Source organism: Streptomyces cacaoi (assembly GCF_006539165.1).
Taxonomy (GTDB): domain Bacteria; phylum Actinomycetota; class Actinomycetes; order Streptomycetales; family Streptomycetaceae; genus Streptomyces; species Streptomyces cacaoi.
Window position 1 is genome coordinate 559,448 of sequence record NZ_BJMM01000002.1, and the last position, 12,898, is coordinate 572,345.

The following is a 12,898-nucleotide window of genomic DNA, read 5'->3' on the forward strand; positions in this document are numbered from 1 at the left end:
CACCGCCCGGCGTCCGCCATCGGCCCCTGCCCCGCCCGTCGAACGGGCCCACCGAGACGAGCCGGTCCCGCCGGACCGGTGCGAGAAGAAGGACGACCCGTTGCCCCACGCCACCGACGACACGGCCGCCACCGACACGGCTGCCACCGACGACACGGCCGCCACCGACACCGCCGCCACGGACGCCGCCGCCGAGATCGAGGACCCCCGCGCCCTGCGCGCCCACCTCGGTGCGCTGCTCGACCTGCCCGCCGACACCCTGGGCGACGAGGAGAACCTCATCGCGCTCGGCCTCGACTCCCTCGGCCTGATGAAGCTCGCCGCACGCTGGCGCCGGGCCGGCGCACCCGTCAGCTTCGGCGAACTGGCCGCCGAACCGACCCTCGCCGCCTGGCACACCCTGCTCGCCTCCCGCACCGGCCTCGCCGAGGGCCCCGGCCCCGGCCCCGGACCCGGCACCCCCGCCGCCACCCCCGGCACGGCCCCGGCCGCGTCCGGCGACGGCGAGCCCTTCCCGCTCGCCCTGATGCAGCACGCCTATTGGGCGGGCCGCACGCCCGGCCAGCGACTCGGCGGTGTGGCCGCGCACTTCTACCACGAGTTCGACGGCACCGGCGTGCAGCCGGCACGCCTGGAGGCCGCCGTACGCGCCGTCCTCGCCCGCCACGGCATGCTGCGCACCCAGGTGCTCGACGACGGCACCCAGCGGATCCTGCCCACCGCGCCCTGGCCCGGGCTGCGGGTGCGGGACCTGCGCGACGCGACGCGGCAGGAGGCGGCGGCCGAGCTGGAGCGGATCCGCGCCCGGCTCTCCCACCGCAGGCTGGACATCGCAGCGGGCGAGGTCTTCGACGTCCGGCTCACGCTGCTGCCCGACGGCCGGACCAGGACCCACGTCAACCTCGACATGGTCGCGGCCGACGCGCTCAGCCTGCGGGTGCTCCTCGCCGACCTGGCCGACTGCTACACCACGGGCCGCGCCACCCGCCCCGCGCCGGACTACGACTTCCGCCGCTACCTCGCCGACCGCGAGGCACACCGGGCGGGTCCGGGCGCCGCCGCCCTGGCCGCCGACCGTGCCTGGTGGCGCGAGCGGCTGGCCGAGCTGCCCGGTCCCCCCGGGCTGCCCGCCGCCGAGGACGGCGCCGACGACGCCACCACCGTCGTGCGCCGGCACCGCGTCCTGGACCCGGAGCAGACCGCCGCGTTCGCCGCGCACGCCCGCGCCCAGGGACTGACCCCGGCGATGGCGCTGACCGCCGTGTTCGCCGAGGTCCTCACCGCGTGGAGCGACGACCCGGCCTTCCTGCTCAATCTGCCGCTGTTCGACCGGGAGCCGCTGCACCCGGATGTGGACGCGCTGGTCGGCGACTTCACCTCGTCCGTGCTGCTCGCCTGGGACGGCGCCGCGCCGGGCGGGTTCGCCGACCGTGCCCGGCGGCTCCAGCGGCGCTTCCACGCCGACGCCGCACACGCCGGTCACTCGGGCGTCGAGGTGCTGCGCGACCTCAGCCGGGAGCGCGGCGCACAGATCCTCGCCCCCGTGGTGCACACCAGCGCCCTCGGCCTGGGACCGCTGTTCCCCGAAGCGGTACGCCGGTGCTTCGGCGACCCCGTGTGGATCATCTCCCAGGGGCCCCAGGTCTGGCTCGACGCCCAGATCACCGAGGTGTCCGAGGGGCTGCTGGTCAACTGGGACGTCCGCGAGGACGCCTTCGCACCCGGCGTGCCGGACGCGATGTTCACCGCCTACGGCACGCTGCTGGACCGGCTGCTCGCCGACGCCGAAGCCTGGTCGGAGCCGGTGCCCTGCCTGCTGCCGCCCCGGCAGCGCGCCGTACGCGACCGGGTCGGCGCCACCGGCGCCCCGCCCGGCGCCGGAACCCGGCTGCACGACGCCTTCTTCGCCCACGCCGCGGCCGAACCCGCCGCCCCCGCCGTGCTGTGGGGAGACGACGGGCCATCGCCCGGCGAACTGCCGCACGAGGCACCGTCACCCGACGGGCCACCGCACGACGGGCCACCGCGCGACGGACTGCCGCACGGCGGGCCGCCGCACGACAGGTGGAGCTACGGCGAACTCGCCGCGCGGGCCCTGGCCGTCGCCGGTCATCTGCGGGCGCGGGGCGTGGGCCGCGGTGACCTCGTCGGGATCCGCGTGCCGCAGGGGCCCGCACACACGGTCGCCGTGCTCGGTGTGCTCGCCGCCGGGGCGGCCTGGCTGCCGGTCGCCGCCGACGGGCCCGAGGCACGCCGGCGCCGCATCCTGGACGCGGCCGGCGCCCGGCTCGTCCTGGACCCCGGGGAGCTGGCGGAAGCACAGCGCGCCGAACCGCTGCCCGGACCCGTGCCCGGAGCGGCCGAGGACCTCGCCTATGTGCTGTACACCTCCGGTTCCACGGGCGAGCCCAAGGGCGTCGAGGTCCCGCATGCCGCGGCGATGAGCACCGTCGCCGACCTCGTGGAACGGTTCGGCCTCGGCCCGGACGACCGCACCCTGGCGCTCTCGGCCCCCGAGTTCGACCTCTCCGTCTTCGACCTCTTCGCACCGTGGCAGCGGGGCGGCGCGGTCGTCTGCGCCCAGGACGCCGGACGCCGCGACGCCACCGCCTGGCTCCGGCTGCTGCACTGCCACCGGGCGACGGTCCTCAACTGCGTTCCCGCGCTGCTGGAGATGCTGCTGACCGTGCTGGAGTCCCGGCCGGACGCACCCGACGCCACCGCGGGACCGGGCGGACTGCCGCTGCGCACCGTGCTGCTCGGCGGCGACCGGGTGCCGACCGACCTGCCCGCACGGCTCGCCGCGCAGGCGCCCGGCTGCCGGTTCGCCGGGCTCGGCGGCACCACCGAGACCGCCATCCACTCCACCGTCCAGGAGGTCACCGCGCTGCCCGTACCCGCGCACTGGACGCAGGTGCCGTACGGCGTCCCGCTGAGCGGTGTCGTCTGCCGCGTCGTCGACCCGCAGGGCCGGGACCGGCCCGATCTGGTCCCCGGCGAACTGTGGATCGGCGGCGGGGGAGTGGCACGCGGCTACCGCGGCGACCCCGCGCGCACCGCCGACAGCTTCGTCGAGCACGACGGCCGCCGCTGGTACCGCACCGGCGACCGCGCCCGGTATCTGCCCGACGGCACCCTGGAGTTCCTCGGCCGCGCCGACCACCAGGTGAAGGTACGCGGCCACCGGGTCGAACTCGGCGAGATCGAGGCCGCGTTGACGGCACACCCGCGGGTGGCGCGGGCCGTCGCCGTTCAGCTGCCCTCCGGGCGGCTCGCCGCCGCCGTGACCCACGGAGCGGACCGAGCCGCCGGGCCGGGCCCGGCCGGCGACGCGCCGCCGCCCGACGACACCGGCCGTGCCGGCGCCCCGCCCGGGGCAACGCCCGCGCCGCAACCGGAGCCCGGCATACGGGAGTTCCTCGCCACGCGCCTGCCCTCCGCCATGGTGCCCGGCACCGTCGCGGCGCTCCCCGCCCTGCCGCTCACCGCCAACGGCAAGGTCGACCGGGCCGCCGTCCGGGCCCTGCTCGCCGAGGACGGGACGACCGCCCCCGGCGACGGCGCGTCCGGACACCACGAACCGCCGCGCACCGAGGCCGAGCGGCTGGTCGCCGCCGCCTGGCAGGACGTGCTCGGCACGCCCGCGCCCGGGCCCGGCCGCGGGGACGACTTCTTCGCGCTGGGCGGCGACTCCCTGCTCGCCACCCGGCTCCTGGCCAGGCTCCGCGCCGACGGGGTCTCCGGGGCCGCGCTCGGCGCCCTGTTCGCCCACCCCGTGCTGGCCGACTTCGCCGAGACCCTCCACCCGGGCACGGCCCACCGCGCCCCCACCGCGCCCCGGCCCGACCCGGAACACCGGCACGACCCCTTCCCGCCGACCGATGTACAGCTCGCCTACTGGCTGGGCCGCGACGAGCAGTTCACCCTCGGCGGCGTCGGCTGCCACTTCTACCGCGAGTACGACATACCCGGACTCGACGTGGCCCGCCTGGAAGAGGCCGTCAACCGGCTCGTGGCACGGCACGAGATGCTGCGTGCCGTCTTCGGACCCGACGGCGACCAGCGGATCCTGCCCCGGGTGCCGCGCTTCACCGTCCCCGTCACGGACGCCGGCGACGACCCCGACGCGGCCTTCGCCGCCCTGCGCGAGAACAACTCCCACCGGGTCTTCGATCCCGCCCGCTGGCCGCTGTTCTCCCTCTCGGCCGTCCGCGCGGGCGACCGCGTCCGCCTCGCCGTCGGCATGGACAACCTCGTGCTGGACGCGCTCAGCATCCTCACCTTCTCCGCGGAACTCTCCGCGCTCTACGCCGACCCGGACACCCGACTCCCCTCCGTGGACGTCTCGTTCCGCGACTACGTGCTCGACGCCGCGCCCGGCACCGAGGAGCGCGAAGCCGCCGAACGCCACTGGAGCGCGCGGCTGGACGACCTCCCGCCCGCGCCCCGGCTGCCGCTCGCCCGCGACCCCGCGGCGGTCGGCCGGCCCCGCTTCGTCCGGCGCACCGCGACCCTCGGCGCCGCGCACCGGCGTGCCCTCACCGAACGCGCCCGCGCCCACGGCCTCACCCCCTCGGCCGTGCTGCTCACCGCCTACTGCGAGGTGCTCTCCCGGTGGAGCGCCGACCCCGAACTCACCGTCGATCTCACCCTGTTCGACCGCCGTGAGGTGCACCCCGACATCCCGCACGTGCTCGGGGACTTCACCTCGCTCGTGCTGGTCGGACACCGGCCGCGCCCCGGCGAACCCTGGCTGGCCGGGGCCCGCCGCACCCAGCACGAGCTGTGGGAGGCCCTCGACCACCGCGCGGTCTCCGCGGTGCGGGTGCTGCGCGAGCTGGCCCGCCGGACCGGCAGCGCCGAGACGACCGTGCCGGTGGTCTTCACCAGCGCACTCGGCCTGACAGCGGGCGGCGACCCGGGTGGACTGTTCACCGACCAGGTGTACGGCATCACCCAGACCCCGCAGGTCTGGCTCGACCACCAGGCCGTCGAACGGCCGGGCCCCGACGGGCCCGGCATCGACCTGCACTGGGACGCCGTCGAGGACCTCTTCCCCGAGGGCCTGCTGGACGCCATGTTCGACGCCTACGTCGCCCATGTGCACGCGCTGTGCGAGCAGGACTGGAACACCGAACTGCCGGTACCGCTGCCCGAGGACCAGCGCGCGGTGCGCCGGGACGTCAACGCGACCGAGGCACCGCAGCGCGAGCCCCTGCTGCACGCCCCGTTCTTCCGGCACGCCGCCGCACGGCCCGACGCCCCGGCCCTGTTCGCCGAGCGCCCCCGGCGCACCGTCGGCTACGGCGAACTCGCCCTGCACGCACGGCGGATCGCCGCACTGCTCACCACGCACGGGGTGACCCCCGGCGAGCCGGTCGCCGTCTGCCTGCCGAAGGGACCGGACCAGATCGCCGCCGTCCTCGGCGTGCTCGCGGCCGGCGCCGCCTATGTGCCCGTCGGCGTCGACCAGCCGCCGGTCCGCAGGAACCGCATCCTGGCCACGGCCGGGGCCCGGCTGGCGCTCACCGCGGACACGGCGGGAGCCGACTGGCCCGTCCGGCGGCTGACCCTCGACGAGGGCGCCCGGCACGCCCCGGCCGCCGACCTTCCCGACCCGTCCCCGGACCAGCTCGCCTACCTCGTGTTCACCTCCGGCTCCACCGGGGAACCGAAGGGCGTGGAGATCACCCACCGGGCCGCCGCCAACACCGTGGAGGCCATCGGCGACCGCTACCGGACGGGGCCCGCCGACCGCGTACTGGCCGTCTCCGCGCTCGACTTCGACCTGTCCGTGTACGACGTCTTCGGTCTGCTGGGCGTCGGCGGGGCCGTCGTCACCATCGAGGAGGACGAGCGCCGCGACCCGGCACGCTGGGCGGAGCTGGCCCACCGGTACGGCGTCACCGTCTGGAACACCGTCCCCGCGCTCCTGGACATGCTGCTGATCGTCCTGGAACACCGTCCACGGGCCGCCCCGTCGCAGCTGCGGCTCGCCCTGCTGTCCGGCGACTGGATCGGCCTCGACCTGCCCGGCCGGCTGTCGGCCGCGCTCCCCGGATGCCGGCTGGCCGGGCTCGGCGGCGCCACGGAGGCGTCGGTCTGGTCCAACGTCCACGACATCCCCGACGCCGACGCGCTCGATCCGCTGTGGCCCTCGGTGCCCTACGGCCGCCCGCTGCGCAACCAGCGCTACCGGGTCGTCGATCCGCTCGGACGGGACCGCCCGGACTGGGTGCCCGGCGAGCTGTGGATCGGCGGCACCGGCCTGGCACGCGGCTACCGGTCCGCACCGGAGGCGACCGCCCGCGCTTTCGTCGTGGACGGGCAGGGCCGCTGGTACCGCACCGGGGACCAGGGCCGCTACCGGCCCGGCGGACTGCTGGAGTTCCTGGGACGGGCGGACGACCAGGTCAAGCTGCGGGGACACCGCGTCGAACTCGGCGAGGTGGAAGCGGCGCTCGCCGCGCACCCACAGGTCGCCCGGGCCGTGGCGGCCCTCGCCGAGGACGACGGCGACCGCCGGCTCGTCGCCGCCGTCGTACCGCACCGCCCCGCCACCGCGACGCCGCCCGGCGGGCCCGCCACCGGGACGGACCCGGGGACACCCGCCGCCGGCGGCGGGCCCGACGAGGCGTCCCTGCGGGCCTGGCTGGCGGACCGGCTGCCCGCGGCGATGACCCCCGCGGCGCTGCGGGTGCTGCCGCGGCTCCCGCTCACCCCGAACGGAAAGGTCGACCGGGCGGCCGTCGCCGAAGCCGCCGCCCCCGCACCGGCCGGCCACGCGGACACCGCCCCGCCGACGGGCGACGAGGCGCCGGCCGCGGGACCGCACAGCGCCCTGGCCGCGCTGTGGGAGTCCGTGCTCGGCGTGCCCGTCCCGGGCCCGGACGCCAACTTCTTCGCCCTGGGCGGGGACAGCGTCAAGGCCGTACGCCTCGTCGAGCGGGCAGCCACCGAACTCGGCCACACCGTCCCGCTGGCCCGCTTCTTCGCCCACCCGACGCTGCGTGCCTTCGCCGCGTACCGGCCCGCACCGGCGGCGCCGTCCGACGAGGGCAGCATCTGACCGGACCCGCCCCCGGCCCCTCGTCCCGACCCGCGGCCGCGGGAGAGGACACGGGCCGGGCGGCGGAGGCGGATCGGGGAGGCGGACGGCCGGGTGTCAGGCGTGGCGGCGACACGAAGGCGTGGCGGCGCCACGGAGGCGGCGGTGGACGGTCGGGCGGGTCAGGTGTGGCGGCTTCGGGAGGGGAGGTGGACGGTCGGGGCGCGGTCGGCCCCGGTCACTGCCACGGAGGGCGCTTCGTCATGCCTTTGAAACGCCCCAGCACCTGGCCGAGCGCGCCGCCGGCCGTCCCGTGCTGTGCTCCGTCCTGCGGTGCCGGGGGGACGGCGGGCGACGGCGCCGCCGGGTCCGTGCTGCGCGCCGCGGCCAGTTCGGCGCGGAGGTGCTCCGCCTCCTGCCGGTAGGCGTCCCGGGAGGCCGTCATCGCGTCGAGCGCCTCGGCGTACCGGCCGACGAGCGAGCGGGCGCGCTCCAGCTCCTCCTCCCGGTCCAGCAGGTGCCACCGTTGCCGCAGGAAGCGCACCGCGCGCTCCGCCTCACCGGTCAGCGTCCGGGGCAGGGCCGCGAACGCCGTGATCCGCCACAGCAGTTCCGTCGGCTCCGAGCTGTCCAGGAAGAGGTTGCGCACGGTGAAGCGGTCCGCCTCGTAGGCCGGGTCCGCCGGCAGCGTGGGCAGGACGACGGCCCCGCCGCGCGGCACGTTCACGTGGAGGTCCTTCAGCGCCCAGTTGACGATCTGCGCCTGCTCGGGGGCCGCCCGGTGCTCCACGACGCGGTGCCGCAGGCCCGGCGGCAGGAAGGAGGCCAGCGGGCGGCGGCCCTGCTCGGCCGGTGTCATCGCCTCGTGGATGACGACATGGATGTTCCAGCTCTTGCGGGCGCAGTCCTTCAGCAGGCGCCGCATCTCCTTGTCGTCCTCCGGGAGCCGGTGCGTGGCCCGCAGCCGGGGCCCCGGCACCATGTCGTGGTCCCAGGCGACGAGGTCGCTGTCGGGCCAGAACATGGTGGCGGGGGACGGCCACTCCTGGTCCCACGGCGCTTCCGCCTCCGCGGCGAGCACCCAGGTGACGGCCTCGCCGCGCCTGCGCCGCTCCACCACGTCGTACGTGGACAGCTGGGCACGCACGGTGACCTCGTCGGCCACCCGCCAGCGCGCCTCGAAGACCTGCCGGACGGAGGGGTCGAGCGTGGGGGCCCCGTCCTGGTCCTCGAAGGGGTCGGGGACACCGCCGACGGCGGAGGACGCGGCGTCGGCGGGGTCGAGGTCGAGGAAGTCGTCGATCACCCCGGCGGCCTTGAGGGCGATGAGGTTGCGACGGATGTCCTGCTCGGGGGAGGAGCCGAGGTGGCGCCCGTGTCCCAGCCATATCGTCTCGGGGACGAGGGGCGGGGCGAGGGGGGAGGAGTCGTTGGTCTTCGGCATGGCGTCGATCTGTGGGGGGTCGCGGACGGGACCCAGTATGGCGGTCCGGCCGCGGGCGCGGACGGGGTGTACGGACCTTGAGACATCCGCCCGCCGCGGACGGGCCGCCGCGGACGGCGGTGTGCCGGGTCCGACAGCCGTCAGCCGACGGGCAGTTCGCCGCCGGGCACCGGCTCCCGTGTGCGGGGTGCGACGCGGAGGAACAGGGTGAGTGCGGCGCCGAGGGCGTAGCAGGCGCCGAACACCCACATCACGCCCTCCACGCCCAGCGGGGTGAGGCACAGGCTCACCAGTGCGGGACCGGCCGCGGTGCCGAGGCCGGCGCCGAGGTTGAGGCCGGCCATGGCGGCTCCGGTCCGCCGGGGCGCCAGCAGCGGCATCAGCGCGGACATCGGGGAGAAACCGGCCAGGCAGGCGCAGAACAGGCAGCCGGTGAGCAGGGACAGCCAGAAGCTGTGGGTCGTGGTGGGCACGTAGTAGAAGGCGACCGTGGTGACGGCGCAGCCCGCGCAGCCCATCCAGCGCACCACCGGGCTGATGCCGTAGCGGTCGCTCCAGTACCCGGCGAGCAGATTGCAGCCGAGGTTCACCATGTACATCACCGAGTAGATGGTGAGCCAGTCGCCGAGGGAGAAGTCCAGCGACCTGGTGAAGTAGACCGGCAGGAAGACCGGGAAGCCGAACTGGGAGACGCCGTTGATGACGCGGACGACGCCCGCGACGGCGACCTTCGGTTCCTGCCACAGGATGGAGACGCCCGTCAGCAGACTGCGCAGCGGGTTCTCGTCCGCACGCACGGGCGGACGGTCGCCGCCGGGGGCGCGCACGGTCAGCGCGACCGCGGTGCCGGCGGCGATGACGCACATCGCCGCCCACAGCGTGGGCAGCGGCCCGATGGCGGCGATGCTCGCCTTGGCCACCAGGGGGCTGAGAGTGGAGAACCCGGCGATGTAGGCGAACCAGAACCAGCCGACGGCCATGCCCAGCCGCTGCGGTCGGGCCGTTCTGATGACCCACATCAAGAACCCGTAGGCGAACAGCGGATAGCCGAATCCGCGCAGCCCGTAGCAGGCCAGCAGCAGCACTTCGACGTGCTCCAGCACGCCCAGCGTCACGAACAGGACATGGAAGACCACCCAGATCGCGGCTCCGGCGAGCATCAGCCGGCGCGGACCGATGACGTCGGAGAGGGCCGCCGCCATCCAGGCCGATATGCCCGCGGTGACGCCGTACAGGGTGAACATCAGCGCGATACGGCCGGCGCTGAAGCCCTCGTCGGTCAGGAAGGCGGACAGATAGCCCTGTTCGACACCGTCTCCGATCATGAACAGGGCCAGTGCGAGATAGCCCGTCGCCAGGCTCTTGGGAATGCCGATCCTGTCGAAGAGGTTCTTGGGGGCGCCGAGGTCCGGCATCGCTCCACCTTCCGTGTGTCTCCGGGCGATCAGTGAGCGGCGGTCGCTGCCGCGGGGCCGGCCGCGCCGGGCCCCGCGGCCGTGGTTCAGGCGCGGTCGAGGTAGGCGGCGTCGTGGAAGCGCACTTCCGCGGCGAGGAACCTGCCGAAGACGGCGGTCAGTTCGGTCTCCGTCTCCGGGAGGATCTCCAGCGCGTCGACCTCGGCTTCGAGGAACCGGACCTGCGTGGTGAAGGGCGCGACGGTGTGCAGATGCACCCAGTCCGCCACCTGGGGCCGTGCCGACGGGGAGCGGTCGGCCGTCGCGCACCATGTGGCGTACAGCGACTCCGCCGCGTACATGCAGGTGACGATGCCCGGGTAGCCCAGGGTGTCCGCCACGTCCAGGGCCTCCTCGGTGAGGACGGACGCCTGCTCGTGGGCGCGCGGGCCGGTTTCGGGGACGCCGGTGGTCTCCAGCGCCTTGGTGAAGTACGCGTACTGGTCCGTGACCAGCGCGTGCAGGGAGTCGCTGTGCCCCCGCAGCGCACGGGGGCCGGGGGCCTCGCGCACCGCGGCACCGGCGAGCCGGGCCGCCGTGTCCACGAACTCCCGCTCGAAGAGCAGATAGCGGGCGAAGACGTCGTCGTCGACGGTGTCGTCGGTGACCTCGCGTACGAAGCGCATGGCGAGGGCCTGTTCCCACATCTGCGCGTTGCGGCTCCTGAGCCGTGCGCTCAGCGTGCCGGGCCGTGCGGACTGCGGGCTGGGACGGGAATTCGGCATGGGGGTGCCTCCGCGGGTGCTTCCGGCCGTCGCCGGTGGGGTGTCGGGGGCCCGGCGGCCGGCAGAGTCGGCCGCCGGGCAGGGCGGGGGAGGGGAGTGCCCGCGCCGGGCGGGGGAGAGAGAACGAAGGAGAAGGGGAGCGCCGGGTGCGGCCGGACGGCCGGGGCGCGCGCCGGTTACGGCAGCCGGTATCCGGCCTTGGCCGCGTGCCGGGTGAAGGAGCGGACCTTGTCCCGGTCGACCCGCCCCCACCAGCGGTCGTTCTCCTTCAACGCGGAGGCCACGATGGCGCCGTGGCACAGGGACAGCAGACGCTCGGCGTTGCCGTCGTTCATGCCCGAGCCGATGATGACCGGCAGCCGGGTGGCGTCCATGATGCCCCGCACCTCGCTCTCCCCGGCCTCGTCGCCGGTGCGTCCGCCCGTCGCGATGAGGACGTCCGCGTCGAAGAACTCCGCGTCCTCGGTCTGCTCGGCCAGCGACCTGTCGGCGATGATGGAGTGCGAGCCGTGCTTGACGTGCACGTCGGCGAAGACCTTCAACTCCTCGGCGCGCAGCCGCGCCCGGTACCGCGTCGCGGACGGTGCCAGGCCCTCGATGAAGCCCTCGTTGGCGACATAGGCGTTCGCCCACTGGTTGACCCGCACGAACGACGACTGCGCCGCCTGCGCGGTGGCTATCGAGCAGTGCGCCCCGTTGGCCAGGACGTTGACGCCGACGGGCAGGCCCACCTTCTCGCGCACATGGTCGCCGAGCACCGCCAGCGTCGCGGCCGTCTCGAAGCCCTGGTCCTCCGGTTTCGGGAAGGGCAGATCCCAGGCGTTCTCGACGATCAGGCCGTGCACACCGCCTTCCCGGTAGGCCCTCGCCTCCTCGACGGCGAACCGGATCAGGTCGGCCACCGGCTCCCCGCGGTAGTGCGGGCTGCCCGGCAGCGGGGGACAGTGCACCACGCCGATGACGACGCGGTCGGTGCCGAAGATCGTCTCCAGCGCCGAGTCCTTCGGGGGGAAGACGCCGAGCGGCCGCTCGTTGCCGGTGCGGTCGGCAGGGTTGTTCATGGGTTCCTCTCTTGTGCGGTCAGGCGGACGGTGCGGCCGGTTCTGCGGCCGTGCCCACCTGGTTGGAGAACTCGAAGCACGCGGTGTACCCCGCGGCGACGAGCCGGGACCAGTGGTCGAAGGCGTGCTCGGCGCTGGGGAAGTACCAGATCTCCACGTGCGAGTAGTCGCCCTGCCCGCGCACATGGAACCGCCCCTGCCTGCTGGCGCCTTGCCGCAGGGACAGCTCGCGCTGCGCACGGAACGCCTCCTCGCGGCGCGCCTGTTCCTCGGGCGTCAGCTCGAACCAGGCGGTGCGCGGCAGGGAGTGGTGCAGCCAGACGACGTCGTTCATGTCACTTCCTCCGGAGGGCGTCGTCGAGCCGGGTCCGACGCCCGATGTAGTGGCGGGAGGTGGTGAACTTGAAGTCCGCCACCCGTGCGTGCTCGCGCATCGCGCGGTCCACCATGGCCACGCCGGGGACACGCCACACCCCGATGTGGTCCCACCGGCTCGCGCCGTCCAGCCGGTGCCGGCCGGTGATGGCCGCGCCGTCGCGTACGTCGGAGGCGAACGCCACGTCGCACTCCTCGTCGTAGGCGCGCCGCTGCTGTGCGGTCGCGGCCTGCCAGGCGCTGTTCCAGCTCCACAGGGCGAAGAACGCCCACTCGTCCTCCCGGCGGGAGGCGGGGCCGACCACGGGCAGGAACTCCCGCTGCCCCAGCAGCCATGCGGTCCTGAAGACCCGGGACCAGCCGGCCTCCTCCAGCCGTCGCGTGCCGGCCAGCGCCGACGACGGCGACGGGGCCTCGAACATGCCGACGTAGTCGACGTCGTGGGAGAAGCCGGTGGCGTAGACGGTGGGGACGTCCCGGTGCGGCGCGGCCCGTGTGCTCTCCGTCCCGGCGGGGACGTCGCGGCAGGGCGCGGCCCGCGCGTCCTCCGTGCGCTCGCCGGGGCTCGCCTCCTCCGGCTCCCCGCCGTCCGGGCGCTCCCCGTCGAGGATGCGGTCGACGGAGAGCCACCAGCCCTCCGCGCGCAGCGCGTCGAGTTCCGCCCCGAGGGCGGCGGCCGTCCGGCCGGTGTCGCCGGGGGCCGGGGTACGGCGGCGGACGAGGAAGACCACGGCGCACCGCTGTCCCGGCGCGGCCTCGAAGACCTCGGTCTCCTCACTCAGCAGGCTCAT

At 75.2% G+C, this 12,898-nt stretch carries 7 protein-coding genes; 1 reads left to right on the forward strand and 6 read right to left on the reverse strand.

All coding sequences use genetic code 11. The features are described 5' to 3' along the window. Window positions 1-100 precede the first annotated feature (100 nt). Entirely contained in the window at window positions 101-7,069 is a 6,969-nt protein-coding gene (locus SCA03_RS02745; RefSeq protein ID WP_141275179.1) for a non-ribosomal peptide synthetase, read from the forward strand. Between the two features lie 217 nt (window positions 7,070-7,286). Here the strand turns inward: SCA03_RS02745 and SCA03_RS02750 are convergent, their stop codons facing one another. The 6 genes from SCA03_RS02750 to SCA03_RS02775 all read right to left on the reverse strand — a co-directional run bounded on the left by SCA03_RS02750 (window position 7,287) and on the right by SCA03_RS02775 (window position 12,898). After that, a complete protein-coding gene (locus SCA03_RS02750) occupies window positions 7,287-8,492 on the reverse strand; it encodes a hypothetical protein (RefSeq protein ID WP_141275180.1) in 1,206 nt (401 codons plus the stop codon). 140 nt (window positions 8,493-8,632) lie between these two features. Then, window positions 8,633-9,907, reverse strand: coding sequence for an MFS transporter (locus SCA03_RS02755; RefSeq protein ID WP_037865469.1), 1,275 nt, complete (start codon window positions 9,905-9,907; stop codon window positions 8,633-8,635). A gap of 86 nt (window positions 9,908-9,993) precedes the next feature. After that, window positions 9,994-10,671: a TenA family protein gene (locus tag SCA03_RS02760; RefSeq protein WP_141275181.1), complete on the reverse strand. Its 678-nt coding sequence runs from the start codon at window positions 10,669-10,671 to the stop codon at window positions 9,994-9,996. A gap of 176 nt (window positions 10,672-10,847) precedes the next feature. Then, a complete protein-coding gene (locus SCA03_RS02765; protein WP_030874855.1) occupies window positions 10,848-11,732 on the reverse strand; it encodes a BtpA/SgcQ family protein in 885 nt (294 codons plus the stop codon). Window positions 11,733-11,751: 19 nt separating this feature from the next. Next, window positions 11,752-12,066, reverse strand: coding sequence for a hypothetical protein (locus tag SCA03_RS02770; RefSeq protein ID WP_030874853.1), 315 nt, complete (start codon window positions 12,064-12,066; stop codon window positions 11,752-11,754). A gap of 1 nt (window position 12,067) precedes the next feature. Next, window positions 12,068-12,898, reverse strand: coding sequence for a hypothetical protein (locus SCA03_RS02775; protein WP_086817448.1), 831 nt, complete (start codon window positions 12,896-12,898; stop codon window positions 12,068-12,070).

Coding starts and splice junctions, on each gene's coding strand:
- SCA03_RS02750 (WP_141275180.1), bottom strand. CDS start 8,492: ATGCCGAAGACCAACGACTCCTCCCCCCTCGCCCCGCCCCTCGTCCCC.
- SCA03_RS02765 (WP_030874855.1), bottom strand. CDS start 11,732: ATGAACAACCCTGCCGACCGCACCGGCAACGAGCGGCCGCTCGGCGTC.
- SCA03_RS02770 (WP_030874853.1), bottom strand. CDS start 12,066: ATGAACGACGTCGTCTGGCTGCACCACTCCCTGCCGCGCACCGCCTGG.
- SCA03_RS02755 (WP_037865469.1), bottom strand. CDS start 9,907: ATGCCGGACCTCGGCGCCCCCAAGAACCTCTTCGACAGGATCGGCATT.
- SCA03_RS02775 (WP_086817448.1), bottom strand. CDS start 12,898: ATGAGCCTGCTGAGTGAGGAGACCGAGGTCTTCGAGGCCGCGCCGGGA.
- SCA03_RS02760 (WP_141275181.1), bottom strand. CDS start 10,671: ATGCCGAATTCCCGTCCCAGCCCGCAGTCCGCACGGCCCGGCACGCTG.